Consider the following 26,371-nt stretch of genomic DNA (forward strand, 5'->3'; position numbering starts at 1 on the left):
CCATGAACGACATCACGATCTATCACAACCCCGCCTGCGGCACGTCGAGGAACGTGCTCGCGCTGATCCGCAACACAGGCGACGAGCCCACCGTCATCGAGTACCTGAAGACCCCGCCCGATCGCGCGACGCTGAAGCAACTGATCGCGGCAATGGGCATGCCGGTGCGCGAAGTCATGCGCCGCAAGGGCACGCCCTATGACGAACTCGGCCTCGACGATGCGAAGTGGAGCGACGATGAGCTGATCGGCTTCATGCTGCAGCACCCGATCCTCATCAACCGGCCGATCGTGGTGACGCCGCTCGGCACGCGGCTGTGCCGGCCTTCGGAAGCGGTGCTCGACATCCTGCCGCGGCCGCAGCAAGGCGCCTTCTCCAAGGAAGACGGCGAGGCCGTCATCGACGCAAAGGGCCAGCGTGTCGTCAAGCCCTGAACTGCCGAACATCGACGCCGGGCATTTCCACCGGCCGGACCTGCGGCAACTGCTGCCCACGGAGCGCGCCACGCACGCGCCGCGCATCCTGCTGCTCTACGGCTCGGTGCGCGAGCGCTCCTACAGCCGGCTGCTCACCGAAGAAGCCGCGCGGCTGCTTCAGGCCCTGGGCGCGGAGCCGCGCATCTACGACCCGCGCGGCCTGCCCCTGCCCGACGACGCGCCGGAAGACCATCCGAAAGTGCAGGAGCTCCGCGACCTCGCCCAATGGTCCGAGGGCATGGTGTGGACTTCACCCGAACGCCACGGTGCCATGACCGGCATCATGAAGGCGCAGATCGACTGGATCCCGCTGTCCGTCGGCTCGGTGCGGCCCACGCAGGGCAAGACGCTTGCGGTGATGGAAGTGTCGGGCGGCTCGCAGTCGTTCAACGCCGTGAACCAGCTGCGCGTGCTCGGCCGCTGGATGCGCATGCTCACCATCCCCAACCAGTCGTCGGTGGCCAAGGCCTTCCTCGAGTTCGAGGAGAACGGCCGCATGAAGCCCTCGCCGTATTACGAGCGAGTGGTCGACGTGATGGAAGAGCTGGTCAAGTTCACGCTGCTCACGCGCGACTGCGCGGGCTACCTTGTGGACCGCTACAGCGAGCGGCGCGAGAGTGCGGAGGCGCTGTCGAAGCGGGTCAACCTGCGCAGCATCTGAGCGACGGCTCAGTGCCGCGAGCGGCGCAGCTCACCCGGCGTGGCGCCCAGATGCCTGCGGCACTGGCGAACGAAGTGCGAGGCATCGGTCAGCCCCACGCGGAAGCCGATCTCCGCGATGCCCAGGCGATCGAAGCGTGCATCGGCCAGCATGCGCCGCGCCGCCTGCATGCGAAAGCCCGCCAGCGCGGTGGCGAAGGTGGTACCGCCTTCGCCCAGGCAGCGGTGCAGGCTGCGCTCCGAAATGCCCAGCTCGCGCGCCACGCCCGCGGCCGTAAGGCCCGGCTCTGCATGGCGCTCGCGCGTGGTGTCGAGCACGCGGCGGCGCAGCGCGGCGCGCCCTTCGCTCCCAGACTCTGAAGGGCTGTGCCCCGTGGCCAGTGCCAGCAGGCTACCGAGCTGGTCGCCCAGCAACGCCGCCGGCAGTGGCGGCTTTGCTGCCATCTGCGGTGTCAGCTGCCGCACGAAGCTGCACAGCACGCCGCCCCACCCTGTTTGCCCGTCGATGCGCCGCGCCACCTGGTCGCCCGCGTCGGGAATCCATGCATCGACCCAGGCGGTCGGCAGTTCGAGCGAAATGGTGTCGGCCGATTGCAGCAGGTGAAATTCGTAGCGCCGGCGCGAGTCGACCAGCACCGCATCGCCGGGCAGCAGCCGCGCAGAACGGCCGTCCTGCACGGCCACCCAGGCCGAGTCGGTCTTGCAGAGCAGGTAGAAGTAGTTGTTGCGGCTGTGGGCGATGGCGCGGCGCGTGCGGTAGACGTCCTGTGCGCTGCCGCGCACCTGGTTGACGACGATGGGGCCGAGCGGCGCGGATTCGAGCGTGGCGCCGAAGCTGCCGGCCACCGGGCTGGTCACGTCCATCTCCAGGAAGCCCTCGCAGACCGCGCCCACCCAGTAGTCCAGCCGCTGCGCGGGCGGCACGGCGTCGGTGGACCAGCGGTGGATGGTGTCGATGGCTTCGCTCATGCGTGCCAAACATACCCATGCCGTGCCCGCTTGCCAAGCGGGTATAGACCGTCTCCGACGCCACCCTGCGCCCGGCACCGGCAAAATGACCCGCGAACCAACCCGTGCGCGGGACATTCCGGCGCACGCACATGAAAGAAGGGCAAGACGGGTCATGAGCAGCAACAAGCAAAGCGATTTCGGACTGATCGGCCTGGCCGTGATGGGCCAGAACCTCGTGCTGAATGTGGAAAGCCGCGGCTTCCAGGTCAGCGTGTACAACCGCACCGAGGCCACCACCGAAGCCTTCATCGCCGCCAACCCCGGCAAGAAGCTGGTCGGCGCGAAGACGCTGGAAGAGTTTGTGCAGAGCCTGGCCAAGCCTCGCAAGATCCAGATCATGGTGAAGGCTGGCGCGCCGGTCGACCAGGTGATCGAGCAGCTCATTCCGCTGCTGGACAAGGACGACATCGTCATCGACGGCGGCAACAGCCTCTACACCGACACCGAGCGCCGCGACGCGTACCTCTCCAGCAAGGGCCTGCGCTTCATCGGCGCGGGCGTGTCGGGCGGCGAAGAAGGCGCGCGCAAGGGGCCGTCGATCATGCCGGGCGGACCGCTTTCCACCTGGGAGGTGATGAAGCCGATCTTCGAGAGCATCGCGGCCAAGGTGGACGGCGAGCCCTGCGTCATTCACATCGGCCCCGGCGGCGCCGGCCACTACGTGAAGATGGTGCACAACGGCATCGAGTACGGCGACATGCAGCTGATCTGCGAGGCCTACAGCCTGTTCAAGGCGGCCGGCTTCAGCACCGACGAGATGGCTGCCATCTTCAACGAGTGGAACGACGGCGAGCTGCAGAGCTACCTGATCCAGATCACCGCCAAGGCGCTCGAACAGAAAGATCCGGAGACGGGCAAGCCCATCGTCGACGTGATTCTCGACAAGGCTGGCCAGAAGGGAACGGGCCAGTGGACGCTGATCAACGCGGCCGAGAACGCGGTGGTCATCAGCACCATCAACGCGGCCGTGGAGGCGCGCGTGCTGTCTTCGCAGAAGAAGCAGCGCGTGGCGGCCAGCAAGCTGCTGCAGGGGCCGAAGATCGAGCTGTCGGTCGAGAAGAAGGCGCTGGTGGCCAAGGTGCACGACGCGCTCTATGCGTCGAAGGTCATCAGCTACACGCAAGGCTTCGACCTTATCAAGACCATGGGCGACAAGAAGAACTGGGGCCTCGACCTGGGCCGCATCGCATCGATCTGGCGCGGCGGCTGCATCATCCGCGCGCGCTTTTTGAACCGCATCACCGACGCCTTCCGCACCGATCCTGCCCTGGGCAACCTGATGCTCGACCCGTTCTTCAAGGACCTGCTGAACCGCACGCAACAGAACTGGCGCGAAGTGGTGGCGCTGGCGGTGAGCAACGGCATTCCGGTGCCGGCCTTCAGCGCCTCGCTGGCCTACTACGACAGCTACCGCACCGAGCGCCTGCCGGCGAACCTGCTGCAGGCGCAGCGCGATTTCTTCGGCGCCCACACCTACGAGCGCACCGACAAGCCCGAAGGTCAGTTCTTCCACACCGATTGGCCTGAAGTAATCGGCTGATGCCATGCCGGCCCTCGACTACCCCAGCCACCTGGTCGAGGACTGGCAACTGCGCGACGGTACGCCGGTGCGGATCCGCCCGATCCGCGCCGACGATCTGGCGATGCACACGGCCTTCGTGGACGGCCTCTCGAAAGAGACGGGCTACCACCGCCTGCTGTCGCCGCGAAAGCCGCAGCCCGACGAGCTGTGGCGCATGACGCACATCGACTACGACCACGAACTCGCGCTCATCGCGACGACCGAGGTCGATGGCGTGGAGCAGCAGATGGGCGTGGTGCGCTACGTGCGCGGCGAGACGCCCGAGACCGCGCACGTCGCTGAATTCGCCGTCGTCATTGCAGATGCCTGGCAGCACCACGGCGTTGCCCACAAGCTCATGCGCAGGCTGATCGACGCGGCCGCGACAGCCGGCGTGAAGCAGCTGGCGGACATCACGCTCTACGACAACATCGGCATGCTGGCGCTGGCGCGCAAGCTGGGCTTCAAGCTGCAGCGCGATCCGGGCAACCCGAACGTCACGCGGCTGCGCCTGGCGCTCGATGCGCCGCCAACGCGCTGAGCCTTACCAGGCCGCGTTCATCACGCCCTGCTCGGCTGCGATCCAGTCGCGCACCGGCAACGGCAGTGCATGCGCCGGCGGCACGAGCCCCATGGCCGCATACGACTCCTGGTTCGGCACCAGCCCGCCGCGCCCCACGGCTGCGCCCTTCATGTAGCCGGCCGCGCACACCCTGTCGCCACGCACGAACTCGAAGCGCATGTAGTTCCAGTGCTGGTCGGTGGCGTCGAGCCGAAAGCGCAGCGTGTACACCTGAAAGGGGTTGAGCCCGCGCCGGTAGCTGATGAGCGAGCCGCCGGACATCGGCCTCCAGCCCTGGCGCAGCATGGCTGTTGCGAAGCCGGTGCGCACGAAGTACTCGACCAGCATCAGGTCGACCACCGTCAGGTAGCGGCCGTTGTTCATGTGGCCGTTGATGTCGAGGTCGTTCGGCAGCACGCGCAGTTGCCGCTCCAGCGTGTCGCCCGGCGCCAGGCGCGGTGCACGCCAGGCGCGCAGCAGGGTCATCAGCAAGCGCAGGTAGAGATTCATGGACAGCCTAGAATTGGTTCAATTCAGAACATTCTAGTTCAAGATTGAACTATCTCGATGCCCGCAGCAAAGTCCTCCAAGCCCGGCAAGGCCCCCTCCTCCCCTCACGGCACGGCCGCATGGCTGGCAGTGGTGCGGGCCTACAACCTCTGTGATGCGGTGATGACGGCACGGCTCGCCGCCATAGGCTTGCGCGTGGGCGAGCACGAGGTGCTGGCCACCATCGCGACCACGCCGGGCATCACTCAGCAGGCGCTGGCCGCGCGCTGCTTCGTGGCGAAGAGCGGCGTCAGCATGCTGCTCACGCAGATGGAGGCCAGGGGCTGGGTGCGGCGCGACAGCGATGGCGCCGACGCGCGCGTGCGGCGCCTCACGCTCACCGACGACGGCATGGCAATGGCGAAGAAGTGCCTGGCGGTTCAGGCGGAGATGGTGACCGCGATGGTCGCGCCGGCCACGCGCGACGAACTGGACGCAGTGGCCGACGTGATGGGCCGCGTGGCCACCACGCTCGAAGGCATGCGCGCCGAACTCAAGGGCTGACCAGCCACGCCTTCACGGCCCCCACCGACTGCGCCAGCGGCGCCGTTGCATCCACAGCCAGCACACCGGCCTCACCCACAGGCGACTCCAGCGTGGCGAACTGGTTGGCTACCAGGCTGGCGGGAAACATGTGCTCCCCCGCCCCGGCCCGCGCGGCCACGCGGCGCTCGGCCTCGGCCCGCTCGATTGCCATGAACACGAAGCGCAGCCCCGGCGCGGCCGCGCGCAGCTGCTCGCGGTAGATGCGCTTGAGCGCCGAGCAGGTCAGCACCGCGCCCTGCGGTGCATCGGCCAGCGCGCGGCCCAGGGTTGCAAGCCAGCCCGCGCGATCGGCGTCGGTCAGCGCGATGCCGTGGCTCATCTTCTCGACGTTGGCCGGCGGATGGTGGTCGTCGCCTTCTATGAGCGGCAGGTCAAGGGCGGTGGCCAGCGCCGCGCCCAGGCTCGACTTGCCGCATCCCGAAACGCCCATCACTACCAGCCAGACCCTGTCCATATGCACCCTTTTGGTAAAGCGCCACACCCTATTTAACGGAGTCGGCAAACTTAAATCTACTTCCTTATGATGCAAAACCTTTTTCCGTCGGAAGCAGAGAGCCCCCTCCATGGTCCAGCTTGCGTTGCGTCGTCCGTACACCTTCATCGTCATGGCGATGCTGATCGTGCTGGCCACGCCCTTTGTCCTCGCACGCATGGCGACCGACATCTTCCCGGAAATCAACATCCCGGTGGTCAGCGTCATCTGGAACTACACCGGCCTGCCGGCGCAGGAAATGGGGCAGCGCATTTCGGGACAGGTGGAGCGCGGGCTGACCACCACGGTGAGCGACATCGAGCACATCGAATCGCAATCGCTGGCGGGCGTGTCGATCATCAAGGTGTTCTTCCAGCCCACGGCCAATATCGAGATGGCCATCTCGCAGGTGGTGGCTTCGATGCAGGCGCAGGTACGGCAGCTGCCGCCGGGCATCACGCCGCCGCTGGTCATCAAGTATTCGGCCTCCAGTGTGCCGGTGATCCAGCTGGCGCTGTCGAGCCCCACCCGCTCTGAAAACTCGCTGTTCGACTCCACCGTCAACCAGCTGCGCCCGCAGCTCATCACGGTGCCGGGCGCGGCCATTCCCTTTCCCTACGGCGGCAAGAACCGGCTGATTTCGGTCGACCTCGACACCCAGGCGATGCAGGCGCGCGGCCTCTCGCCGGCCGACGTGGTGAACGCGGTGAACACGCAGAACCTGATTCTTCCGTCGGGCACGGCCAAGTTCGGCGCCACCGAATACAACGTGAAGATGAACGGCTCGCCCGACGCCATCGCGGGCTTGAACGACCTGCCGATCCGCACGGTGAACGGCGCCACCACCTACCTGCGCGACGTGGCCTACGTGCGCGACGGCTTCTCGCCGCAGACCAACGTGGTGCGCCAGGACGGCGTGCGCGGCGTGCTGCTGTCGGTGCTGAAGAACGGCGGCGCCTCCACGCTGGACATCGTCTCCAACATCCGCGCCATGCTGCCCATCGCCGCGCAGACGATGCCGGAAGACATCAAGATCACGCCGCTGTTCGACCAGTCGGTGTTCGTCAAGGCGGCCGTCAAGGGCGTGGTGTTCGAAGCCATCCTGGCCGCCGCGCTCACCGCCGCGATGGTGCTGCTGTTTCTCGGCAACTGGCGCAGCACGCTGATCATCGGGCTGACCATTCCGCTGTCGATCCTGGCGTCCATCCTGGTGCTGTACTCGCTGGGCGAAACGCTCAACCTCATGACGCTGGGCGGGCTGGCGCTCTCGGTGGGCATCCTGGTCGACCAGGCGATCGTGACCATCGAGAACATCGAGCGGCACCTGCACATGGGCACGCCGCTGAAAGAGGCCATCGAGGTCGGCGCGGGCGAGATCGGCTCGGCGGCCTTCGTTTCCACGCTGTGCATCTGCATCGTGTTCGTGCCGATGTTCTTCCTCTCGGGCGTGGCGCGCTTCCTGTTCGTGCCGCTGGCCGAAGCGGTGGTGTTCGCCATGCTGGCTTCCTACCTGCTTTCGCGCACGCTGGTGCCGACGCTGGTGATGCTGCTGATGGGCGGCTCGCACGGCGGCGGCCATGCACCGGCGGAAGGCGCGAAGCAGAGCGCCCTGCAGCGCCTGTACCGCGCCTTCGACCGCCGCTTCGAACGCGTACGCCGCGCCTACACGCTGGTGCTGTCTGCGGTGCTGTCGAAGCGTGCCGGGTTCATCAGCCTGTTCCTCGGCTTCTGCCTGCTGTCTTGCCTGCTCTACCCCGCGCTGGGGCGCGACTTCTTCCCGACCGTCGATGCCGGCCAGATCCGCCTGCACCTGCGTGCGCCCACCGGCACGCGCATCGAAGAGACCGCTCGCCTCACCGACCAGGTGGAGGCCGCCATTCGCGAGTTGGTGCCGCAGGACCAGCTCGAAACCATCCTCGACAACCTGGGCGTGCCCAACAGCGGCATCAACCTGTCTTACAGCAATGCCGGCACCATCGGCACCTTTGACGGCGAGCTGCTGCTGTCGCTGAAAGAGGGCCACAAGCCGACCGAGCAGTTCGTGTCGCTCCTGCGGGCCGAACTGCCAAAGCGCTTTCCGGGCATCGAGTTTTTCTTCCAGCCAGCGGACATCGTCACGCAGATCCTGAACTTCGGCCTGCCTGCCGCCATTGACGTGCAGTTCAGCGGCAACGACATGGCCGGCAACGCCCTGCGCGCGGCCGAACTGACCAAGGCTATCCGCCAGATTCCGGGCGCGGTCGACGCCCACGTGCACCAGCGGCTCGACGGCCCGGCGCTGAGCCTGCAGATGGACCGCACGCGGCTGCAGCAGTACGGCCTGACCGCCTCCAACGTGGGGCAGAACGTGCTCATCGCGCTGTCGGGCAGCTCGCAGACGGCACCCGCCTTCTGGCTGAACCCGGTGAACGGCGTGGTCTACAGCATCGCGGTGCAGACGCCGCAGTACACCGTCGACTCGCTCGACTCGCTGCTGAACATTCCGATTGGTGCGGGCGCAGGCGCAGCAACGGGGGGAACCGGCGCGCAGCAGCTGCTGGGCAACCTCGTGAGCACGCAGGCCGACCGCCAGCCGGCGGTGATGTCGCGCTACAACATCGCGCCGGTGATCGACGTGTACGTGAGCGTGCAGGGCACCGACCTCGCCAGCGTGGCGTCGAAGGTGCAGAAGCTGGTCGACGAGATGCGGCCCAAGCTCTCGCGCGGCAGCCGGGTCGAGATCCGCGGGCAGGTGCAGACCATGCAGTCGTCGTTCATCGGCCTGGGCGTCGGCCTCGCGATGGCGATCGTGCTGGTGTACCTGCTGATCGTCGTCACCTTCCAGTCGTGGCTGGATGCGGCCATCATCATCACCGCTCTGCCGGCCGCGCTGGCGGGCATTGCGTGGATGCTGTTCATCACCGGCACCACGCTGAGCGTGCCGGCGCTGACCGGCGCGATCATGACCATGGGCGTGGCAACGGCCAACTCGATTCTTCTGGTGTCGTTCGCGCGCGAGCGGCTGCAGGCGGGCATTCCGCCGCTGTCGGCCGCGCTGGAAGCCGGCGCCACCCGTATCCGGCCAGTGCTGATGACGGCGCTGGCAATGATCATCGGCATGATCCCTATGGCGCTGGGCCTGGGCGAAGGCGCAGAGCAGAACGCACCGCTGGGCCGCGCGGTGATCGGTGGCCTGATCTTTGCCACGGTGTCGACATTGTTTTTCGTACCCGCCGTGTTCGCGGGGGTGCACAGTCGGCTTGCGCACCGCCGGGCAGCCGCATCAACCGCCAGCGGGCGCAACGCCCCAGGAGAACTGATTTCATGACGGAGCAACGCCATTCGGCATTGGCCATCCACCCCATCGCCGTTGAAGAGGGCGAGGGTGAACTGCTGCGCCGCCGGCAGATCGTGCGGCGCACGCGCTGGCTGGTGCTGATCGTGCTGGTGCTGCTGGCGCTCGGTGCGGCGCGCACCGTGTTCGTGCGCATCGCCAACGCTCGCGCGCTCGAAGCGGGCACCAGCGAGCGCGCCAGGCAGTACGTGCAGACCGCCCTGCCCCGCGTGCCCACCGCCGGCCAGACGCTGGCGCTGCCGGGCACGCTGCAGGGCTTCGTGCAGTCGCCCATTTCGGCGCGCGCCAGCGGCTACCTCAAGCGCTGGACCAAGGACATCGGTAGCCGCGTCGAGAAGGGCGAGCTGCTCGCCGAAATCGAGACGCCCGAAATCGACCAGCAGTTGTCGCAGGCCGTGGCCGCGCGCGCGCAGGCCGCCTCGGGGCTGGAGCTGGCACGCAGCACCGCCGACCGCTGGGAAGCGCTGCGCAAGAAAGACGTGGTTTCGCAGCAAGACCTGGACGAGCGCCGCAGCGCCGTGGCGCAGGCCACCTCGAACGTGGCGGCGGCCGATGCCAACGTGCAGCGGCTCAAGCAGACCGAAGGCTTCAAGCGCGTGGTGGCGCCGTTCGCGGGCGTGATCACGCGGCGCAACGTCGACGTGGGCGACCTGATCGACGCGGGCGCGGGCGGCGGTGCCGGGCGCGCCCTTTTCCTGCTCGCGCAGACCGACCCGCTACGCGTGTACATCAACGTGCCGCAGGCCTACGCGCAGCTCGTGAAGGCAGGCCAGCCGGTGGTCGTCACGCAGGCCGAACTGCGCGGCCAGAGCTTCAAGGGCCAGGTGGCGCGCACCGCAGGCTCCATCGACACGACCACGCGGATGATGCAGGTCGAGGTGTCATTGCCCAACAAGGACGGCGCGCTGCTGCCGGGTGCCTACGTGCAGGTGTCGCTGCCGCTGGCCGCGAGCCGCACGCTCACCGTGCCGTCGAACGCGCTGCTGTTCCGCGCCGAGGGCACGCGCATCGCGGTGGTCGATGCGAAGGGCCGCGTCGGCCTGCGCGCCGTGACGCTGGGGCGCAACTACGGCGAGAACGTCGAAGTGATCGATGGGCTCGAAGGCACAGACCGCATGGTGCTGAACCCTTCGGACTCACTGGCCGAAGGCGACATCGTGGCCGTCGCGCCCGAAGCGCCGCCGGCCGCCGCAAAGGCTGCCCCGCCCGTCATGCCGAAGAAGGAACCGGCGTGACATTGCGATCGCCAGCCGTTGCAGTGGCTGCTGCGGTGCTCGCGCTCGTCGCGGGCTGCGCGGTCGGCCCCGACTACAAGACGCCCGACACGCCCCTGCCCGTCAGCTGGAAGCTCGAAGAGCCCTGGCGCATGAGCACGCCCAGCGACAGCGCCGACAAGGGCCCTTGGTGGAAGCGCTTCGACGACGCCACGCTCGACACATTGCAGGCGCAGGCCCTGGCCGGCAGCCCGACGCTGGTCATTGCCAACGCGCGGCTGGCGCAGGCGCGCGCCGCGCTGGCGTCCAACGCGGCCAGCCAGTACCCGCAGCTGGGCCTCGGCACGCGCGCCTCGCGCCTGAAGATTTCCGCCAACCGGCCGCTGACGAACTACGCGACCGCCAATGCGTCGACGGTGCAGAACGACTTCACGGTTTCGCTAAACGCCAGCTATGAGCTCGACCTCGCGGGCCGCGTGCAGCGCACCGTCGAGGGCGCCTCGGCCTCCGCCGAGCAATCGGCCGCCGACCTGGCCAACACGCGGCTGCTGCTGAGCGCCGACGTGGCCAGCAACTACTTCAACCTGCGCTCGACCGACATCGAGCTCGACGTGCTCTCGCGCTCCATCGGGCTGCAACGCCGCGCGCTGGAACTGGTCACGGCGCGGCACGACCTGGGCGCGGTGTCGGGCCTCGACGTGGCGCAGCAGCAGGCGCTGCTCGAAACCACGCTGACGCAGGTCGACGTGCTGAAGAAGCAGCGCTCGCAGTACGAGCACGCGCTGGCCACCCTCACCGGCACGCCCGCGCCGAACTTCGCACTGCCGGTGGACCTGCGCGAGATCAAGCCGCCCGCAGTGCCGCTGGGCGTACCTTCGGAAATCCTGCAGCGCCGGCCCGACGTGGCCTCGGCCGAGCGCGCGATGGCCGCGGCCAATGCGCAGATCGGCGTGGCCACCGCGGCCTTCTATCCGAGCTTCATCATCTCGCCGACCGTGGGCGTGGACAGCCGCCTGATCGAGTCGCTGTTCAACGGGCCCAGCCTGCTGTGGTCGGTGGGAGTATCGGCCACGCAGATGCTGTTCGACGGCGGGCGCGTGCGTGCCAACGTCGACTTCGCCAAGGCCGGCTACGACGCCACCGTGGGCAACTACCGCCGCACCGTGCTGACGGCGATGCAGGAAGTGGAAGACGGCATCACCGGCTTGTCGGCACTCGACAGCGCGACCACGCAGGCGCAGTCGGCCGTGACGGCGGCGCGGCGCGTGCTCGACATGGCGACCAGCCGTTATGAAGGCGGCGCCTCGACGTATCTCGACGTGATCACCGCGCAGCAGTCGCTGCTGACGGTCGAGCGCCAGGCCGCGCAATTGCAGGGGCAGCGGCTGCTGACCTCGGTGTTCCTGGTGAAGGCGCTGGGCGGCGACTGGTGCGGTGCCGACGCGACCGGTGCAACGCCCTCGTCCTGCCCCACCGCCGTCGCAGATCGTTCCGCCAAGGCGGGTTGAACGCGACAGGCGCAGGCGGCGACGCTAGGCAGCCAGCCTGGCTGCGGGCGCCCAGTCCTGCTGGCTGAGCTTCTCCATCGCCATATCGACGAACGTGGACACCGCCTGCGGAACGTACTGCCGGCTGGCGTAGATGACGCTCAGGCCGCGCCCTGCCCGCATGTACTGCGGCAGCACCGGCACCAGCCGGCCGGCCGCCACGTCGGACGCCGTCAGGATCGACGGCAGCGCGGCAATGCCCAGCCCTGCACACGCAGCCTTGAGCAGCACGCCCTGCACGTTGCTGATGAAGCGCCCCCTCACCCGCACGTCTTCTTCCACACCGTCGGGGCCTTGCAAGCGCCAGGTCGAGAGATTGCCGCTGTCCGGTGGCTGCGTCACGCAGTCGTGTTCGAGCAGCTCCTGCAGGCTGCCGGGTGTGCCCCGCGCCGCCAGGTAGGCGGGACTGGCAAGAAGGCCGCCGTAGCTTGCGAAGATCTTGCGGGCCACGAAGCTCGAGTCCTGCAGGGGCCCGCCGCGAAAGGCGACGTCGATACGATCGCCGATGAGGTCGGCCACGACATCGTCGAGAACGAAGTCCAGCCGCACCCGTGGATGCGCGGCCAGGAAATCGGCAACCCATTCCATCTCGAAGAAATCGAAAAAACTGGCCGGCGCGGCCACGCGTACGAGGCCGCTCGGTTCCTGGCCGCCCTCGACCTGCAGCCGCCCAGCGCCTATCAACGCTTCGACCGCCGGGCCGCATCGTTCCTGGAAAGATTGGCCGGCGTTGGTCAACGCCAGTTTGCGGGTGGAGCGCTGCAACAGCCGGGTGCCCAGGTGCGCCTCGAGTTGCCGGATGCGCCGGCTCACCGTCGCCGACGGCACGCGCAGCTGCCGCGCGGCTTCCGCGAAGCTGCCGAGACGCGCCACTTGCACAAACATTGCGACTTCGTTCAGGTCGAGCACGGAGATTCTTTCTGCCTTTCCGCTGATCTCAGAAGTCCATCAGCTTGTCCACGTCCTGCGTCTTGCGGCGGGCCAGCGCGAGGTTGGCGCGCTGCTTGTCGAGCACGACGTAGAGAAAGACACCCTCCTTCGATGCCGAGGGGCGGATGATGTGGTACTGCTTGCCCAGGGTGATCAGGATGTCCTCGATCACGTCGCTCAGGCCCAGAGCCTGCATGGTCTTGAGCTTGGCGCGCACGACTTCCGTGTTGCCGGCGGCGGCAATCTCCATGTCCACGCCCGAACCCACGGCGCCGAGGATCATGCCGCTGCCCGAGTCGACAACGGCGGCGCACATGGCGCCGTCGATGGTGAGGATGTCGTCGAGCGTTTGTTTGATGGATGCCAAGTTGTTCTCCTGTCGGATGGTTGAAAAGGTTGTTGTGGAAATCTGCCGTCATGCCTCGGCGAGGGTCTTCGCGAGTTGAGCGGCCTTGTAGGCCACCAGTGCCGGAACCGCGCTGTCGCGGGCGAGCACGCTGATGACGAGTTCGCCGTCGCGCCGGTGCACGCTGTGGAAAACCGCAAAGCCCGAATCCGTCAGGACCATCACGCTCTGATGGCGGCCGAGGCGTGCCTCTTCGGCGACAACGCCGCTGATCGCCACGATGGAGCTGGCCATGGCAGCCATGCGGGCAGGATCGGCATCGCCGATGGTTGTGGACGCCACGTCGAAACCGTCCACGGTAGCCACCACGGCAGCCGTCACGCCGTTCAGTTCGTCGACCAGTTTCTGCACCTCGCGTTGCGCGTGCGCGGTTGCCGTCCTGGACAAGCCATGTCGAACACTCACTCTGTCTCTCCCTGCATGTCGGCTTCAAGTTGCATCAGCAGCGTGTCGATCAGCAGGATCACATCGGCCCTGCTTCGCACGTCCACATCGAGAATCGGAAACACCCGGCCCGTTGACTCGAGTCGTTGCGCGTAGTCGTCGAGGGTCGGCACAGGGTGGCGGTGCATCCGTCCCACGCCGATCACGCAAGGCAGGGTCCGCAGGGCTTCGGCGAAGCCTTGCATGTACATGGACAGGTCGCCCAGCGGGTCGGGCCGGGAGTTGTCCATCAGGACGATCACGCCCAGCGCGTTCCTGACGAGAATCTTCCAGAGAAATTCGAAGCGGGCCTGCCCGGGCGTGCCGAACAGGCGAACGCGGTCCCCGTTGTCCAGCGTTAGCTGGCCGAAGTCGAGGCCCACGGTGGTGCGCTCCTTGTCGATGGCCGCATCGGAGTTCGGCACCTCGGTCATGACCGGCGAGGTTTCGCTCACGCATCCGATCGCCGTCGTCTTGCCCGCGCCCACAGTGCCCGTGAGAAGGATCTTGTATTCCTTCATGACGCTCGCAGGCCCAGCCGGCGACGAATGCCATCGAGGAGACTTCGCGCGAAGTCGCTGCGGATCGGCCTGTCGGATTGCGGTATGAACGACGGCGGCAGGGCCTGCTCGACATGCAGCTCCAGCACGCCGGCCGTTCGCAGCGCCTGCAGGAACGCGGCGCACTGGGTGAATGGAAGCTGGCTGATCTCGGCCAGCTCACTCGCATTCAGCGCGCGCCGCGCCAGCAGGCTCGCCATGCGGATGTTGTCGAGGTCGTTGCGCAACAGCGTGGCCGGTGGCCAGCGGCGCAGCATGAAGCGGACCGCATCGGAAACCTCGACCTCCAGGGCGGTCTGCTCGTCCAGCGTCGGCCCCGCGGGTCGCGACTCGCGCAGTGCCTGCTCGGTGCTCTTGAGCCAGCACTGCAGCTTGTCGGCACGTATCGGCCGCTCCAGCGCGTTGGGCTGTCCACCCGAATTCATGCGCGTGAGCCTGAGCACAGCCGCGGCCATGCCGACCACCGTGGGATATTCATGCTCCACGGCGGCGGCATCGACAAGCAGCGCGTCGTACGGCGGCGCGTTGACCAGCTGCCACGGAAAGGCAGCGTCGCTCGCATACAGCCGGACGATCGTCTGGATCACCACGACTTCGGCGACCGGCAACTTGTAGACGCCGAGCCTCAGCATGACCACGTGACGCGATGCCCGAGTCGTTCGAATCCCGGTTGTTTCGCTGCGCTCAAAGACCGTGTGTGCATCCGCTGTCCATCCTTGCAACAAAGAAAATCCGTTCATCTCCAGATCGGAGGAACGACGAAGACGAATGAATTGGGCTGCACCGAAAGACTCGTCCAATTCGAGGCGATCCCGAGATACGCTCCCAACGGAGCGGAAATGGATCAGCAATACGCCGCTCTATCGAGAGATGGCGTGTGACAATTGTTTACGAACTTTGGTACTCTCCGCTAGCACCCGGAATGAAATTCAGCCGCTCAGTTTTCGAGGCAATCCTGGTGGCAGTCAATGCAAACCACACCAAATTGGTGCATCTACGCCCAATATGGCTCACCCGGCGCCCGCAATTGGGCGAATCGCGAAATGCGATTCACCAATGAATTACGAGATGTCAATTAATGCGGGGGACGACGGTGTCCACTCCTGCAGGCTGAGCTTTTCCACGGCCATGTCGACGAACGCCGAGACTGCCAGCGGCCGCTGCTGGCGGCTGGGGTAGACGACGCTCAAGCCGCGGCCCGCCCGCATGTATTGCGGCAGCACTGGCACCAGCCGGCCGGCGGCCACCTCCGCCGCCGTCAGGATCGACGGCAGCGCGACGATGCCAAGCCCGGCGCAAGCGGCCTCGCGCAGCGCCACTTGCATGTTGCTGGTGAAGGCCCCTCTCACCCGCACTTCTTCCTCCACGTCGTCAGGACCCTGGAGGCGCCAGATGGCGAGATTTCCGGTCTCTGGCGGCTGTGTCACGCACGCGTGCCTGCTCAATTCCTCCAGATCGGCGGGCGCACCATGCGCCGCCAGATAGGCAGGACTGGCAAGAAGCCCCCCGTAGCTTGCAAAGATCCTGCGGGCAACGTAGCTGGAGTCCGGCAGGGATCCGATGCGAAACGCGACGTCGATGCGGTCGGCAATGAGGTCGGCCGTGATATCGCTGAGAACAAAGTCGATTTGCACCAGGGGGTGCGCAGCGAGAAAGGCCGACACCCATTCCATTTCGAAGTATTCGAAGAAGCTGGCCGAGGCGGCCACCCGGATCACGCCGCTCGGCTCCTGGCTATCCGCGACGTGCGATTGACCGGCTTCGATCAGTTCCTCGACCGCCGGGCCGCATCGCTCATGAAAGGTCTGGCCCGCGCTCGTCAGCGTCAGCTTGCGGGTGGAGCGCTGCATCAGCCGGGTGCCCAGGCGCGCCTCGAGCTGCTGGATGCGCCGGCTCACCGTTGCCGATGGCATGCGCAGCTGCCGCGCGGCCTCGGCAAAGCTGCCGAGGCGCGCAACTTGCACGAACATTGCGACTTCGTTCAGGTCGAGCACGGATATTCTTTCTGTGAATGGCGGAAATACAATTCGCTCGCGGCGTTCGGATTTTTCAATTTCTCAATTGCTATCGATCGATAACTGAAATGCAATCACACGGTGCCATTCGGCACAGGCACGATTACATCGACACTGAGCAGAAGCTGACCAATTGACCTTGACGAGTGTTCAAAAAAACCTGCATATCAATACTTACTCCGGCACTATTTATCCTTTGTTGCTTTGTTATAAACAGGCAGTCAATAGTTAATCTAATCAATCACTTGCCGCCAAAGCGGCTTGGCCACAGTTCTTCATTTCCGACTCGCATGCAAGCTTTTCCCAATGCAGATGCCTTGCGCGATCCGCGCTCCCTGGACGACCTGCTCCTGTACCGGCTGTCGCGCGCGGTTCGTGCCTGCAGCGGCATGGCAACCCGCCTGGTCGAGGGCGGCTTCGGCATCACGCATCGCGAGTGGGGAATGATCGGCATGCTCGCGCAGATCGGCGAGATCACCTCCTCCGCGTTTGCCGAGCGCCTGCAACTGGACCGTGTGCGCACTTCGCGCGGCCTGCGCAGCCTCAGCGAGAAGAAACTGGTGGAGCGGCGCCAGGATGCGCAGGACGGCCGCGAAGTACATGTGCGCCTGAGCTCCACCGGCCGCGAGCTCTGCGACGCGCTGTTTCCGCGGGTCGCCCGCCTCAACATGGATCTTCTCGACGGCATCGACGCGGAGCACCTCGACATCTTTCTCGAGTGCCTGCACCGGCTCGAATTGCGCGGCAGGGAACTGAGCGCGCTGGGCGTGGTCCCGGAAAAAGCCGACCGCCGCTCGGGCGGCACGCGCCATCGATGGCCCGAGTGCGCGCCTGAGTACGGCTAGAACAAGTTGCCCTGCCCCGCAGCCCCAGGCGGCCGGAACGCGGTGACATCCAGCGGAATGCGCTCACGGTTGTAGCCGAGGCGGTTCGTGGCCTTCTCGAAGCGCTGGTGGATCAGGTCGGCCCACAGGCCCGAGCCCTTCATGCGCGTGGCGAAGTCGGCGTCGTAGTCCTTGCCGCCGCGCATCTCGTGGATGCGCGCCATGATGCGGTCGGCGCGCTGCGGGTAGTGCAGCATCAGCCATTCCTTGAAGAGCGGCGCCACCTCCCACGGCAGCCGCACCACCGTGTAGAAGGCGCTGCGCGCGCCGGCCTCCCAAGCGGCTTCGAGCACCTGCTCCATGTCTTCGGTGACGAAGGGAATCTGCGGCGCCACGCTCACGCCGACCGGCACGCCGGCGTCGGTCAGCGTGCGGATGGTGCGCAGCCGGCGATGCGGCGCGGCGGCGCGCGGCTCCAGCTTGCGGGCGAGTTCGCCGTCGAGCGTGGTCACGGTCACGTACACGGCCACCAGGTGGTCGGCCGCCATGGGCGCGATCAGGTCGAGGTCGCGCTCGATGGCGCTCGACTTGGTCACCAGCGCGAACGGATGCCGCGTTTCCTGTAGCAACTCGATGATCGAACGCGTGAGCCGCAGATCGCGCTCGATGGGCTGGTAGCAGTCGGTGGCAGTGCCGATGGCGATGTAGCTGGGCTTGTAACTCTTGCGCCCGAGCTCGGTGCGCAGCACCTCGACGATGTTGCGCTTGGCGATCAGCTTGGTCTCGAAGTCGAGGCCGGGCGAGAGATTCAGGTAGCTGTGCGTGGGCCGGGCGAAGCAGTAGATGCAGCCATGTTCGCAACCGCGGTAGGGATTGAGCGATCGGTCGAAGTAGATGTCGGGCGAGTCGTTCCCGTTGAGCACCGACTTCACGTCCTCGAAGCGCACCTCGGTGGCAATGGGCTGGAGCTCATCGGCCTCGGCCACGCCTTCTTCGAGCGTGCCCCAGCCGTCGTCGAAGGCGTTGCGCTCGTCCTTCGAGAAGCGATGCGCGATATGCGTGGCCGCGCCGCGGCCCTTGATGGCGTGAATGGGGATCCGGGCAGCTGGCATGGCAACTCCTTCGAGGCTTGATTTACTGTTTATTCATACAGTATTCCACTGATTCACCGTTGTCGCCAGTTTTTCAGTTTCTCTATTGACAGAAATTTCATAAATCCTAAACTCGACGCCATGGAACTCACCGACATTCAACGCAAGTTCGTCCTGCACTGGGGCGAAATGGGCTCCATGTGGGGCGTCAACCGCACCGTCTCGCAGATCCACGCCCTGCTCTTCGCACACGGCAAGCCGATGAACGCCGAGGAGCTGAGCGACACGCTCGGCGTCGCCCGCTCCAACATCAGCAACAGCCTGAAGGAGCTGCAGGCCTGGAATCTCGTGCGCGTAACCCACACGCTGGGCGACCGGCGCGACTATTTCGAGACCAGCGTCGACGTGTGGGAGCTGTTCCGCACCGTCGTGCGCGAACGCAAGGAACGCGAATTCGACCCCACCGTGCGCGTGCTGCGCGAGCTGGTCTCCAGCCCCGACTTCCAGAAGGAACCCGCAGATGCACAGGACCGCATCCGCTCCACCATGGAACTCATGGACAAGCTCGCCACCTGGGCCGACGAAATGCTGCGGCTGTCGCCCGGCACGCTCGACAAGGTGATGACGCTGGGCGCGAGCGTGCAGAGGTTCGTGCGCGGCGATACCGCTGCGACCGGCAAGGGCGGCAAGGACGAAGACCCGGACGCGCACCATGCCAGCCTGCCGATGATCTGAGGCCCCTTTTTTTGCCTTTCAGTTTCTGTTTTGACAGAAATATCGAGAACCAAAAGCAACATGAGCCACACCGCCCTTCCTGCCTACCCGCTCACGATCTACTTCGACGCAAGCTGCGCGATCTGCTCGGCCGAAATGGGCAGCCTCAAGGCGCGCGATGCGGGGGGGCGGCTGCAACTGGTCGACTGCTCGCCAGTAGCATTCAGCAGCGGCCCTGCTCCGCGCGACGCGCTGATGGCGGCCATCCACGTGTCGGACGCCGAAGGCCGGGTGTTCGTCGGCGTGCCCGCGATCCGCATCTGCCGCACAGCTGTCGGCTTGTCGAGCGGCAGCTTCCTGCTCGACCTGCCGATCGTCGCGCCGCTGGCCGACCGCGCCTATGCACTGCTGGCCCGCAACCGCTACCGCATTCCGCGCTGGCTGGCCGGGCGCGTCGCGCCTTCCTGCGACGACGGCAACTGCCGCCTCTGAGAACCAACGAACAAGCAACCACCGAGGGAATCGCCATGCCCACCGTCTTCCAGCCCGACTTTCGCGTGCCGCACGAAACGCCCCTGCGCACCCCGGCAAGCCACGCCAGCGCGCCCATCACGACCGAGGACACGCAGGACTACTTCACCGAAGTAGCGACCGACTACAGCGCCTGGAGCCCCAGCTACAACATGCACTTCGGCTTCTGGCGCGTGGGCCTGAACCCGCTGCGGCGCGAAGGCATGCTGGTGGAGATGAACCGCGCGGTCGGCCGTGCGCTGCAGCTCGGCGACGCACAGCCCGGCACCGCGCACCGCCGCTGCGTGATCGACATGGGTTGCGGCGCCGGCGCCACCGCGCGCACGCTGGTCGGCGACGATCCGTCGCTCTACGCCATCACCGTGACCAACGTCGCCGTGCAGAACCGCATCGCCGCAAAGCTCGACGCCGCTGCTGGCGTGGCCGACCGCATGGCGCACCTCGAAGCCGACTACACGCGCACCGGCCTGCCCGCCGCGCAGGCCGATGGCGCGTGGGCCGTCGAGAGCGCCTGCTATGCCGACGGCACCGCCAAGGCCGACTTCATCCGCGAAGCCGCACGGCTGCTGAAGCCCGGTGCGCGGCTGGCTGTTGTCGACGGCTTTCTGCTGCGGCCCCGGCCCGGCCGCCTGGCAAGCTGGCTGCACCGCCTGTGGGCCGACAGCTGGGCCGTGCCCACGCTGGCCGTGCGCGAAGACTTCGTCGCCGCGCTGCGCGAGCACGGCTTCGACGACATCGAGGTGAAGTCGCTGCGCTGGCGCGTGGCGCCCAGCGCGCTGCACATCCCGGTGCTGGCCACCCGCTTCACGCTGGCCGAGCTCTGGAAGGCGCGCGGCAAGCTCAGCCCGTGGCGGCGCAAGCACATCGTGGCCAGCTACTGCGCGCTCGCGCTGGGCATGTTCTGGCGCGACTTCGACTACTGCATGGTCACGGCGAAGCGCCGTGCCGACTGACAGAACGAACAACACAAGCACAACGAGGAGAAGAGGTTTCCACATGAGCAACGACAACGAAGAAAGCAGGCTCTCCGAACTCGCCCCCGCCGAGCAGGCCGAGGCCCGGCGCCGCATGCCCTTCGCATGGTTCTGGCCGATCCTGGCGGGCGCGCTCGTCGCGCTGGTGCTGCGTGTCGTCTTCAGCGGCGGGCCTGGCCAGCGCTTCTCCCCGATGCTCGGGTCGTTCGTGTACTTCGTGCCCGCCGTGTGCGGCGCGGTCACGGTCTACCTGGCCGAGCGCATCGAGCGGCGCAGCTGGGGCTACTACCTCTGGGCACCCTGGGTGGCGACAGCGCTGTTCGTCACCGGCACGCTGGCGGTGTTCATCGAAGGCATCATCTGCGCCATCGTCATCATTCCGCTGTTCGCGGTGATGGGCAGCGTCGGCGGCCTGGCAATGGGCATCGTGTGCCGCATCACCAACTGGCCCAAGCCCGCGCTGTACAGCTTCGCCCTGATGCCGCTGCTGCTCGGCGGCATCGAGCCGCAACTGCCCAACCCGGACCAGTTCTCGAACACCTCGCGCACGCTCTTCATTGCCGCGCCGACCGAGCGCGTGTGGCACGAACTCAATGCCGCGCGCGACATCCGCCCCGCCGAAGTCGGCGACGCATGGGCCTACCGCATCGGCGTGCCGATGCCGGTGTCCGGGGTGACCGTCGACACGCCCGAGGGCCGCGTGCGCCAGGTGCAATGGCAGAAGAACGTGCACTTCGAAGAAATCGTCACCGAGTGGCAGCCCAACCGCCTGCTGAAGTGGCGCTTTCGCTTCTCGCCCGACTCCTTCCCCGCCGGGGCGCTCGACGACCACGTCATGATCGGCGGCCAGTATTTCGACCTGCGCGACGCCACCTACACGCTGACCCCGCGTGAGGGCGGCACCGAGCTGCGCGTAGAAGTGTCGTGGCGCCTGAGCACGCGCTTCAACTGGTATGCGGACCGGGTCATGCAGATGCTGCTCAATGACGCCTCGGAGAACATCCTGCGCTTCTACAAGGCGCGCAGCGAAGCCACGGCAACGGCGGCAGCAGGATGACGATGCAACCCGTCTTCCAGCAGGCGCTCGGCCCCGCGTGGGACCGGCTCGGCGACGTCATCCGCCGCCACTACGCGATGACGCCGTTCTCCGGCGACTACGTATGCGTGCGCGGAACGATGAACGAGGTCTGGCACGCCCCCTGGGCCGCGCTGCTGATGCCCTTCGGCCGGCTGTTCGGCGCGCTCGTTCCGCACCAGGGCACGAATGTGCCGATCGAGGTGCATTACCGCTGCCACCCCGACGACGCCAATCTCTACTGGGACCGTATCTTCCACTTTCCGGGAAAGCCGCCCTTCCATTTCCGCTCGCACATGGAACACGATGCAAAGCAAGGCAGCGAGGTGATCGAATACGTGCGCTTCGGCATCGGCATGCGCCTGGCGGTAAGCGCAGAAGACGGCGCGGTGGTGTTCCGCGACATGGGCTACATCTGGCGCATCGCGGGGCTGCGCATTCCGCTGCCGCTGGGCCTCTTTCTCGGCACCGCCTATGTCGAGGAGCGGCCCGACCCCGCCGATGCCGACCACTTCACCATGAAGATGCTGCTGCGCCACCGCTGGTTCGGCGACGTGTTCCGCTACAGCGGGCGTTTTCACCTGGGCCCGCGGTTAGGGCCACAATGAGCGCACCATGCCACGCCGCCCTGAAAACCTCTACGCCCAGTACCACGCCCACGTCTATTTCGCGCCCGACACGGTGGCGCAGGCGCGCGCCCTCTGCGAGCGTGCGGGCCACGAGCTGATGGTGGTGGTCGGCCGCGTGCACGAGCGGCTGGTGGGGCCGCATCCGCACTGGAGCTGCCAGCTCGCCTTCGACGCCGCCGAGTTCGACCAGGTCATCGGCTGGCTCGACGCCAACCGCAACGGCCTCGACGTGTTCGTGCACGGCGTGACGGGCGACGACTTTGCCGACCACACAGCCCATGCCATGTGGCTGGGCGAAGAAAGCGCGCTCGACCTGCGGATGTTCCGCCACTAGGCCTTTTCTTCGACCCCGGCGCCGTGCACCTTGAAGAAGGTCGCGCCCTCGACCTTCTGGCCAATGGCCTTCTCATAGGCCGCGCGCACGTCCTCAGGCTGCCCGGCCTGGCCGAAGAAATCCTTCAGATACGGCCCCAGCAGCGGATGCGCGGCCAGCTCGGCACGCGGCAAGCCGTTCAGCATCTCGTCGCGGCAGGCTGACGGCAGGAACACATCGCGGTTCTTCTCGGGATCGCGGATCAGCCCCTTGGGCTCGTGCGCCGGGTCGGCCTGCATCGCCTCGAGTTCCTCGAAGAAGCGGCGGCGCATCATCACGATGCCCTTGTCGCTCTGGCCCAGCTTCTCGCGCGTGCGGTCGGTGATGGCGCCCTGCCCGACCCACACCACGAAGTCCTGGTTGGCAACGTGGCTGGTAATCCACCGCCCCGTCGCCGGGTCCTTGATGGGCCCGTACCAAGAAGGAATGCACTCCTGCACATAAGGCTCCTGCTCGCTCGGCACGCGACTCAGCACCCACAGCACGCTGAGCGTGTGATGGTCGTCGATGGGCACGCGCCATTCGAAGTGATGGCCGAGAAAGAAGCCGTTCGGCCACAGCGTGACGCGCCCGGTGGTCCACATCACGTTGTCTTCGCGCTCGCCGCCGCGCAGGCGCTTGTAGACGAAGCCGTGCTCGAATTCCTCGAAGGCCAGCTTCAGGTGCGTGGGCACGTACGGCCCTTCTTCGCCCTGCAGGCGCGTGGTCCAGTTGTTGTGGGTCCACTCGAAGTGCACCGGGTCGATGGAGTTTTCCTGGCACTGGAACCAGTTGCACGGAATCTCCGCGAACACCGCCTGCGCAAAACCGTTCCTGCAGTTGAACAGCTCCCAGTCGGGCAAGAGCGGCGCGGGCTGCGGGCCCATGTAGGCCCATAGCAGGCCGGCCTTCTCCTGCACCGGGTAGGCCTTGATCTTCGTGTTCTTGCGCATGCGCGCGCCGGGGTCCAGCGTTTCCTCGAAGGGCTGGTGCACGCATTGGCCGCTCTGGTCGTACTGCCAGCCGTGGTAGCTGCAGCGCAGGCCGCACTGCTCGACGTAGCCGTACGACATGTCGGCATTGCGGTGCGGACAGCGGCGGTCGACCAGGCCGTAGTTGCCGCTCAGATCCTTGTAGAGCACCAGGTCCTCGCCGAGGATGCGCAGCGGCTTCACGGCCTTGTCGTCGAACTCGCTCGCACCGGCAATCGGGTGCCAGTAGCGGCGCAGGTAGTCGCCCATCGGCTTGCCGGGGCCCACTTCGGTCAGCAGGCGGTTCTTTTCTTCGCTCAACATGCATCGTCTCCTTCTTCTTCAATCGGCGCGGATGCCGAACTCGCGCACCAGCTTGCCGAAGCGCTGGTCGTCGTCTGCAATCTGCTGCGCCAGCACGGAGGGCGCGCCGCCCACGGGCTCGATGCCGAGCGCGGCCATCTTTGCCTGCACGTCGGGCATCTTCAGGATTTCGTTGAAGTGTTTGTTGAGCGCCTGCACGACTTCGGCCGGCATCGCCTTCGGGCCGAGCAACCCCATCCAGGCACTCACGTCCACGTCCTTGAAGCCCAGCTCGATGAAGGTGGGCACGTTGGGCATCAGCTTCGTTCGCTGGCGTTCCGCGACGGCGAGCGGAATCAGCTTGCCCGCGGCGATGTGGCCTGCCACGGCGCCGGGCGTGATCCAGCCCACGCTGACATGGCCGCCCAATGCATCGTTGACCACCGGCGCCACACCGCGGTAGGGCGCGTGCGTGGCCGCGATGCTCGCGTCCTTGTTGAGCAGTTCGCCCGCAATGTGCATCGGCGAACCGGCACCGGGCGTTCCGTAGGTCGTGGTCTTGCCGGCCTTCGCGCCGGCAACGAGTTGCGCCACGCTCTGGATGCCGGTTGACGGCGCGGTCACCAGCAGCAGCGGGATGTTTCCGGTCTTCACGATGGGCGTGAAGTCTTTCACCACGTCGTGCGCCACGCCGGGGCCGGTCTTCAGCACGTGCTGCGCAATGGGAAAGGTGCTGGGCGTGAAGAGCAGCGTGTAGCCGTCGGCCGGCGCCTTGGCGACCCAGACGTTGCCGATCATCCCGCTCGCGCCGGGCCGGTTGTCGACCAGCACCGGCTGGCCGATGCGCTGCGACAGCTTCTCGGCATAGGTGCGCGCGATGGCGTCGGTGTCGCCGCCGGCCGGGTAGGCCACGACGATGGTGATCGGCTTGGAGGGCCAGGCCTGCGCCATGGCCGCGGTGGCGGCGCATAGCGAAAGAACGGCTGCTGCAGCGGCACGGACCGCGTTCCGCGGGTGAAACATCATGCTCTTTTCCTTCTCGGTGGGACGACGTTGGTGTCGTCCGCACTGTAGGAACGGGGCCTCGAAGCCAGAAGATATAGTTTCACTCAGTGAACTTTTTTCCGGAGACCGGCATGTCGGACACCACAGGCGCGCAGAGCGTGAAAGCCATCGACGCGCTGCGCCGCGGGCTCGACGTGATGCTGGCCATCCAGCGCTCGTCGGCCGTCACGCTGCAGGAGCTGCACCGCCAGACCGGCCTGTCGAAGGCCACGTTGCTGCGCATCCTCAAGACACTGCAGCAGGCGGGCTGGGCCGAGCGCAGCGAGCACGACAGGCGCTACGTGCCCACGTCGGCCACCGGGCAGTCGGGGCCTGCAATGGCATGGCGCACGCGCCTGTCAGCGCTGGCGGCGCCCGCGCGCGCCACGCTGCAGCGGGTGGTGCCGTGGCCCATCGACCTGGGCGTGCGAGACGGCACGGCCATGCTCATCCTCGACACCGACCGGCCGCGCAACGGCCTGGCCGTCAACTACCGTGCACTGGGCTTTCGTCCGCCGATGCTGCTGTCTTCACTGGGGCGCTGCTATCTCTCGTTCTGCCCGGAAGACGAGCGACGCGAAATCCTCGCGGCGCTGGCGCGTTCGCCCAACGACTTCGACCGCAGCGCGCGGCGGCCCGAAAACATCCGGCGCATGGTGGCGCACGCGCGCGACCTCGGCTACGTGGCGCGCGACCCGACTTCGACCAGCATGGATTCGCCCGACCGCTTCGGCGCGATCTCAGTGCCACTGCGCCAAGGCGAGCTGGTGGTGGGCTGCCTCAGCTGCGCCTGGCTGCCGGCGGTGAAGAGCGAGCGCGAGATCGTCTCGGCCCACCTGGCCGACCTGCAGCAGGCCGCGCAGAACATCGAGCGCAAGCTGGCGCAGGCCGGCTTCGAGCCGCCCCCAGCGAGTTCATGAAGCGCGCGGCTCAGAACTCTGCGTCGAGCTCGTCGATCTCTTCCGGCTCCTGCTTCGCGGCCGTCACCCATTCCTTCATGGCCGGCAGCTCCATCACGCGCTTGCAGTAAGCCGCGCACACGCTGTCTAGCGCCACGTCGTAGCTCAGGAAGCGCGTGACCACCGGCGCGTACATCGCGTCGGCCATGCCCGGCTGCTTGCCGAACAGGAAGGGGCCGCCGTACGCCTTGAGGCATTCGCGCCAGATGGCGACGATGCGGTCGATGTCGGCCTGCGCGCGAGACCACACCTTGAAGTTCTTGAAGTGGGCCTTGATGTTCATCGGCAGCGCGCCGCGCATCGAGCCGAAGCCCGAGTGCATCTCGCCGCAGATGGCGCGGCAATGGGCGCGGGCCGCCACGTCGTCTGGCAGCAGGCCGGCCTTGGGCTTGATCTCGTTGAGGTATTCGCCGATGGCCAGCGTGTCCCACACCTTCACGCTGCCGTGCTGCAGCGAGGGCACCAGCATCGACGAAGACAGCAGCAGCATCTCGGCCTTCATGGCCGGATCGTCGGGCGGAATGACCTTCTCGCTGAAGTCCAGCCCGGCCAGCCTGCACATCAGCCAGCCGCGCAGCGCCCACGCGCCGTAGTTCTTGCTGCTGATGGTGAGAACGGGTTTGGCCATCGTGAAGCTC

General features: G+C 66.7%; 29 protein-coding genes. 16 read left to right on the forward strand and 13 right to left on the reverse strand.

Annotated elements, in window-relative coordinates:
• Window positions 1-2: 2 nt before the first annotated feature.
• Window positions 3-434 (forward strand): arsenate reductase (glutaredoxin), encoded by a 432-nt coding sequence (gene arsC, locus AC07O3_RS18815; RefSeq protein ID WP_495340016.1) that lies wholly within the window; start codon window positions 3-5, stop codon window positions 432-434.
• Window positions 418-1,137, forward strand: coding sequence for an arsenical resistance protein ArsH (gene arsH, locus AC07O3_RS18820; RefSeq protein ID WP_489013576.1), 720 nt, complete (start codon window positions 418-420; stop codon window positions 1,135-1,137). The genes arsC and arsH overlap by 17 nt, the downstream gene beginning before the upstream one ends.
• An 8-nt stretch (window positions 1,138-1,145) precedes the next feature.
• Here arsH and AC07O3_RS18825 read toward each other — a convergent pair whose 3' ends face one another.
• The gene (locus AC07O3_RS18825) at window positions 1,146-2,105 is read right to left on the reverse strand and encodes an AraC-like ligand-binding domain-containing protein (RefSeq protein WP_495340017.1); all 960 of its coding nucleotides are present in this window, start codon (window positions 2,103-2,105) and stop codon (window positions 1,146-1,148) included.
• A gap of 154 nt (window positions 2,106-2,259) precedes the next feature.
• On the opposite strand from AC07O3_RS18825, the gene gnd reads away from it, so the two are divergent.
• Window positions 2,260-3,687 (forward strand): decarboxylating NADP(+)-dependent phosphogluconate dehydrogenase, encoded by a 1,428-nt coding sequence (gnd, locus tag AC07O3_RS18830; RefSeq protein WP_093176976.1) that lies wholly within the window; start codon window positions 2,260-2,262, stop codon window positions 3,685-3,687.
• A gap of 4 nt (window positions 3,688-3,691) precedes the next feature.
• Window positions 3,692-4,249 (forward strand): GNAT family N-acetyltransferase, encoded by a 558-nt coding sequence (locus AC07O3_RS18835; RefSeq protein WP_440532031.1) that lies wholly within the window; start codon window positions 3,692-3,694, stop codon window positions 4,247-4,249.
• A 3-nt stretch (window positions 4,250-4,252) separates the two neighbouring features.
• Here the strand turns inward: AC07O3_RS18835 and AC07O3_RS18840 are convergent, their stop codons facing one another.
• Window positions 4,253-4,780: a thioesterase family protein gene (locus AC07O3_RS18840; RefSeq protein WP_093077792.1), complete on the reverse strand. Its 528-nt coding sequence runs from the start codon at window positions 4,778-4,780 to the stop codon at window positions 4,253-4,255.
• 57 nt (window positions 4,781-4,837) lie between these two features.
• Here AC07O3_RS18840 and AC07O3_RS18845 point away from each other — a divergent pair, with 57 nt between their 5' ends.
• Window positions 4,838-5,323, forward strand: coding sequence for a MarR family winged helix-turn-helix transcriptional regulator (locus AC07O3_RS18845; protein WP_495340018.1), 486 nt, complete (start codon window positions 4,838-4,840; stop codon window positions 5,321-5,323).
• On the opposite strand, the gene AC07O3_RS18850 is transcribed toward AC07O3_RS18845, so the two are convergent.
• A complete protein-coding gene (locus tag AC07O3_RS18850) occupies window positions 5,313-5,819 on the reverse strand; it encodes a gluconokinase (protein ID WP_256216817.1) in 507 nt (168 codons plus the stop codon). The genes AC07O3_RS18845 and AC07O3_RS18850 overlap by 11 nt on opposite strands.
• Before the next feature lie 109 nt (window positions 5,820-5,928).
• On the opposite strand from AC07O3_RS18850, the gene AC07O3_RS18855 reads away from it, so the two are divergent.
• Genes AC07O3_RS18855 through AC07O3_RS18865 form a run of 3 tightly spaced genes read left to right on the forward strand, consistent with a single transcriptional unit; the run spans window position 5,929 to window position 11,893 of the window.
• Window positions 5,929-9,144, forward strand: a complete 3,216-nt coding sequence (locus tag AC07O3_RS18855) for an efflux RND transporter permease subunit (protein ID WP_495340019.1) — start codon at window positions 5,929-5,931, stop codon at window positions 9,142-9,144.
• Window positions 9,141-10,406, forward strand: coding sequence for an efflux RND transporter periplasmic adaptor subunit (locus tag AC07O3_RS18860; protein WP_093176969.1), 1,266 nt, complete (start codon window positions 9,141-9,143; stop codon window positions 10,404-10,406). The genes AC07O3_RS18855 and AC07O3_RS18860 overlap by 4 nt, the downstream gene beginning before the upstream one ends.
• Window positions 10,403-11,893: an efflux transporter outer membrane subunit gene (locus tag AC07O3_RS18865; protein ID WP_256216818.1), complete on the forward strand. Its 1,491-nt coding sequence runs from the start codon at window positions 10,403-10,405 to the stop codon at window positions 11,891-11,893. The genes AC07O3_RS18860 and AC07O3_RS18865 overlap by 4 nt, the downstream gene beginning before the upstream one ends.
• Before the next feature lie 24 nt (window positions 11,894-11,917).
• On the opposite strand, the gene AC07O3_RS18870 is transcribed toward AC07O3_RS18865, so the two are convergent.
• The 6 genes from AC07O3_RS18870 to AC07O3_RS18895 form a co-directional block, all read right to left on the reverse strand.
• A complete protein-coding gene (locus AC07O3_RS18870; RefSeq protein WP_093176966.1) occupies window positions 11,918-12,841 on the reverse strand; it encodes a LysR family transcriptional regulator in 924 nt (307 codons plus the stop codon).
• A 28-nt stretch (window positions 12,842-12,869) separates the two neighbouring features.
• Window positions 12,870-13,229, reverse strand: coding sequence for a hypothetical protein (locus AC07O3_RS18875; RefSeq protein WP_093051487.1), 360 nt, complete (start codon window positions 13,227-13,229; stop codon window positions 12,870-12,872).
• A gap of 48 nt (window positions 13,230-13,277) precedes the next feature.
• Entirely contained in the window at window positions 13,278-13,673 is a 396-nt protein-coding gene (locus tag AC07O3_RS18880) for a roadblock/LC7 domain-containing protein (protein WP_093051489.1), read from the reverse strand.
• On the reverse strand, window positions 13,670-14,212 hold the full coding sequence (locus AC07O3_RS18885) for a GTP-binding protein (protein ID WP_093077800.1): 543 nt from the start codon (window positions 14,210-14,212) through the stop codon (window positions 13,670-13,672). Before AC07O3_RS18885 ends, AC07O3_RS18880 begins: the two co-directional genes overlap by 4 nt.
• Entirely contained in the window at window positions 14,209-14,883 is a 675-nt protein-coding gene (locus AC07O3_RS18890; protein WP_495340020.1) for a hypothetical protein, read from the reverse strand. The genes AC07O3_RS18885 and AC07O3_RS18890 overlap by 4 nt, the downstream gene beginning before the upstream one ends.
• A gap of 429 nt (window positions 14,884-15,312) precedes the next feature.
• Window positions 15,313-16,245: a LysR family transcriptional regulator gene (locus AC07O3_RS18895; RefSeq protein ID WP_426389414.1), complete on the reverse strand. Its 933-nt coding sequence runs from the start codon at window positions 16,243-16,245 to the stop codon at window positions 15,313-15,315.
• Window positions 16,246-16,556: 311 nt separating this feature from the next.
• On the opposite strand from AC07O3_RS18895, the gene AC07O3_RS18900 reads away from it, so the two are divergent.
• Window positions 16,557-17,111 (forward strand): MarR family winged helix-turn-helix transcriptional regulator, encoded by a 555-nt coding sequence (locus tag AC07O3_RS18900; protein WP_093051513.1) that lies wholly within the window; start codon window positions 16,557-16,559, stop codon window positions 17,109-17,111.
• On the opposite strand, the gene AC07O3_RS18905 is transcribed toward AC07O3_RS18900, so the two are convergent.
• Window positions 17,108-18,202: a PA0069 family radical SAM protein gene (locus tag AC07O3_RS18905; RefSeq protein ID WP_093051516.1), complete on the reverse strand. Its 1,095-nt coding sequence runs from the start codon at window positions 18,200-18,202 to the stop codon at window positions 17,108-17,110. The two genes, AC07O3_RS18900 and AC07O3_RS18905, sit on opposite strands and share 4 nt — an antisense overlap.
• A gap of 120 nt (window positions 18,203-18,322) precedes the next feature.
• On the opposite strand from AC07O3_RS18905, the gene AC07O3_RS18910 reads away from it, so the two are divergent.
• The 6 genes from AC07O3_RS18910 to AC07O3_RS18935 are packed head-to-tail and all read left to right on the forward strand — an operon-like array spanning window position 18,323 to window position 22,438.
• Window positions 18,323-18,916, forward strand: coding sequence for a GbsR/MarR family transcriptional regulator (locus AC07O3_RS18910; RefSeq protein WP_495340021.1), 594 nt, complete (start codon window positions 18,323-18,325; stop codon window positions 18,914-18,916).
• A 60-nt stretch (window positions 18,917-18,976) separates the two neighbouring features.
• Entirely contained in the window at window positions 18,977-19,387 is a 411-nt protein-coding gene (locus tag AC07O3_RS18915; RefSeq protein WP_495340022.1) for a thiol-disulfide oxidoreductase DCC family protein, read from the forward strand.
• Window positions 19,388-19,422: 35 nt separating this feature from the next.
• Window positions 19,423-20,379, forward strand: coding sequence for an SAM-dependent methyltransferase (locus tag AC07O3_RS18920; RefSeq protein ID WP_495340023.1), 957 nt, complete (start codon window positions 19,423-19,425; stop codon window positions 20,377-20,379).
• A gap of 43 nt (window positions 20,380-20,422) precedes the next feature.
• The gene (locus AC07O3_RS18925; RefSeq protein WP_495340024.1) at window positions 20,423-21,457 is read left to right on the forward strand and encodes an SRPBCC family protein; all 1,035 of its coding nucleotides are present in this window, start codon (window positions 20,423-20,425) and stop codon (window positions 21,455-21,457) included.
• On the forward strand, window positions 21,454-22,083 hold the full coding sequence (locus AC07O3_RS18930) for a DUF4166 domain-containing protein (RefSeq protein WP_495340025.1): 630 nt from the start codon (window positions 21,454-21,456) through the stop codon (window positions 22,081-22,083). Before AC07O3_RS18925 ends, AC07O3_RS18930 begins: the two co-directional genes overlap by 4 nt.
• Window positions 22,084-22,090: 7 nt before the next feature.
• Window positions 22,091-22,438, forward strand: coding sequence for a DOPA 4,5-dioxygenase family protein (locus tag AC07O3_RS18935; protein WP_093051535.1), 348 nt, complete (start codon window positions 22,091-22,093; stop codon window positions 22,436-22,438).
• On the opposite strand, the gene AC07O3_RS18940 is transcribed toward AC07O3_RS18935, so the two are convergent.
• A complete protein-coding gene (locus tag AC07O3_RS18940; protein ID WP_495340026.1) occupies window positions 22,435-23,751 on the reverse strand; it encodes a Rieske 2Fe-2S domain-containing protein in 1,317 nt (438 codons plus the stop codon). The genes AC07O3_RS18935 and AC07O3_RS18940 overlap by 4 nt on opposite strands.
• An 18-nt stretch (window positions 23,752-23,769) precedes the next feature.
• A complete protein-coding gene (locus tag AC07O3_RS18945) occupies window positions 23,770-24,756 on the reverse strand; it encodes a tripartite tricarboxylate transporter substrate binding protein (protein WP_495340027.1) in 987 nt (328 codons plus the stop codon).
• A gap of 110 nt (window positions 24,757-24,866) precedes the next feature.
• Between AC07O3_RS18945 and AC07O3_RS18950 the strand changes: the two genes are divergently transcribed.
• Window positions 24,867-25,694: a helix-turn-helix domain-containing protein gene (locus tag AC07O3_RS18950; protein WP_495340028.1), complete on the forward strand. Its 828-nt coding sequence runs from the start codon at window positions 24,867-24,869 to the stop codon at window positions 25,692-25,694.
• 10 nt (window positions 25,695-25,704) lie between these two features.
• On the opposite strand, the gene AC07O3_RS18955 is transcribed toward AC07O3_RS18950, so the two are convergent.
• Window positions 25,705-26,361 carry a glutathione S-transferase gene (locus tag AC07O3_RS18955; RefSeq protein ID WP_093051545.1) on the reverse strand — a complete coding sequence of 219 codons (657 nt, stop codon included), beginning with the start codon at window positions 26,359-26,361 and terminating at the stop codon, window positions 25,705-25,707.
• Between the last annotated feature and the right edge of the window lie 10 nt (window positions 26,362-26,371).

The sequence above is a fragment of the Variovorax sp. GW821-FHT09D05 genome (genome assembly GCF_059416325.1).

Coding starts and splice junctions, on each gene's coding strand:
- AC07O3_RS18925 (WP_495340024.1), top strand. CDS start 20,423: ATGAGCAACGACAACGAAGAAAGCAGGCTCTCCGAACTCGCCCCCGCC.
- AC07O3_RS18935 (WP_093051535.1), top strand. CDS start 22,091: ATGCCACGCCGCCCTGAAAACCTCTACGCCCAGTACCACGCCCACGTC.
- AC07O3_RS18905 (WP_093051516.1), bottom strand. CDS start 18,202: ATGCCAGCTGCCCGGATCCCCATTCACGCCATCAAGGGCCGCGGCGCG.
- AC07O3_RS18860 (WP_093176969.1), top strand. CDS start 9,141: ATGACGGAGCAACGCCATTCGGCATTGGCCATCCACCCCATCGCCGTT.
- AC07O3_RS18910 (WP_495340021.1), top strand. CDS start 18,323: ATGGAACTCACCGACATTCAACGCAAGTTCGTCCTGCACTGGGGCGAA.
- AC07O3_RS18845 (WP_495340018.1), top strand. CDS start 4,838: ATGCCCGCAGCAAAGTCCTCCAAGCCCGGCAAGGCCCCCTCCTCCCCT.
- AC07O3_RS18885 (WP_093077800.1), bottom strand. CDS start 14,212: ATGAAGGAATACAAGATCCTTCTCACGGGCACTGTGGGCGCGGGCAAG.
- AC07O3_RS18840 (WP_093077792.1), bottom strand. CDS start 4,780: ATGAATCTCTACCTGCGCTTGCTGATGACCCTGCTGCGCGCCTGGCGT.
- AC07O3_RS18940 (WP_495340026.1), bottom strand. CDS start 23,751: ATGTTGAGCGAAGAAAAGAACCGCCTGCTGACCGAAGTGGGCCCCGGC.
- AC07O3_RS18920 (WP_495340023.1), top strand. CDS start 19,423: ATGCCCACCGTCTTCCAGCCCGACTTTCGCGTGCCGCACGAAACGCCC.
- gnd (WP_093176976.1), top strand. CDS start 2,260: ATGAGCAGCAACAAGCAAAGCGATTTCGGACTGATCGGCCTGGCCGTG.
- AC07O3_RS18835 (WP_440532031.1), top strand. CDS start 3,692: ATGCCGGCCCTCGACTACCCCAGCCACCTGGTCGAGGACTGGCAACTG.
- AC07O3_RS18915 (WP_495340022.1), top strand. CDS start 18,977: ATGAGCCACACCGCCCTTCCTGCCTACCCGCTCACGATCTACTTCGAC.
- arsC (WP_495340016.1), top strand. CDS start 3: ATGAACGACATCACGATCTATCACAACCCCGCCTGCGGCACGTCGAGG.
- AC07O3_RS18945 (WP_495340027.1), bottom strand. CDS start 24,756: ATGATGTTTCACCCGCGGAACGCGGTCCGTGCCGCTGCAGCAGCCGTT.
- AC07O3_RS18825 (WP_495340017.1), bottom strand. CDS start 2,105: ATGAGCGAAGCCATCGACACCATCCACCGCTGGTCCACCGACGCCGTG.
- AC07O3_RS18855 (WP_495340019.1), top strand. CDS start 5,929: ATGGTCCAGCTTGCGTTGCGTCGTCCGTACACCTTCATCGTCATGGCG.
- AC07O3_RS18890 (WP_495340020.1), bottom strand. CDS start 14,883: ATGCTGAGGCTCGGCGTCTACAAGTTGCCGGTCGCCGAAGTCGTGGTG.
- AC07O3_RS18950 (WP_495340028.1), top strand. CDS start 24,867: ATGTCGGACACCACAGGCGCGCAGAGCGTGAAAGCCATCGACGCGCTG.
- AC07O3_RS18850 (WP_256216817.1), bottom strand. CDS start 5,819: ATGGACAGGGTCTGGCTGGTAGTGATGGGCGTTTCGGGATGCGGCAAG.
- AC07O3_RS18900 (WP_093051513.1), top strand. CDS start 16,557: ATGCAAGCTTTTCCCAATGCAGATGCCTTGCGCGATCCGCGCTCCCTG.
- AC07O3_RS18955 (WP_093051545.1), bottom strand. CDS start 26,361: ATGGCCAAACCCGTTCTCACCATCAGCAGCAAGAACTACGGCGCGTGG.
- AC07O3_RS18930 (WP_495340025.1), top strand. CDS start 21,454: ATGACGATGCAACCCGTCTTCCAGCAGGCGCTCGGCCCCGCGTGGGAC.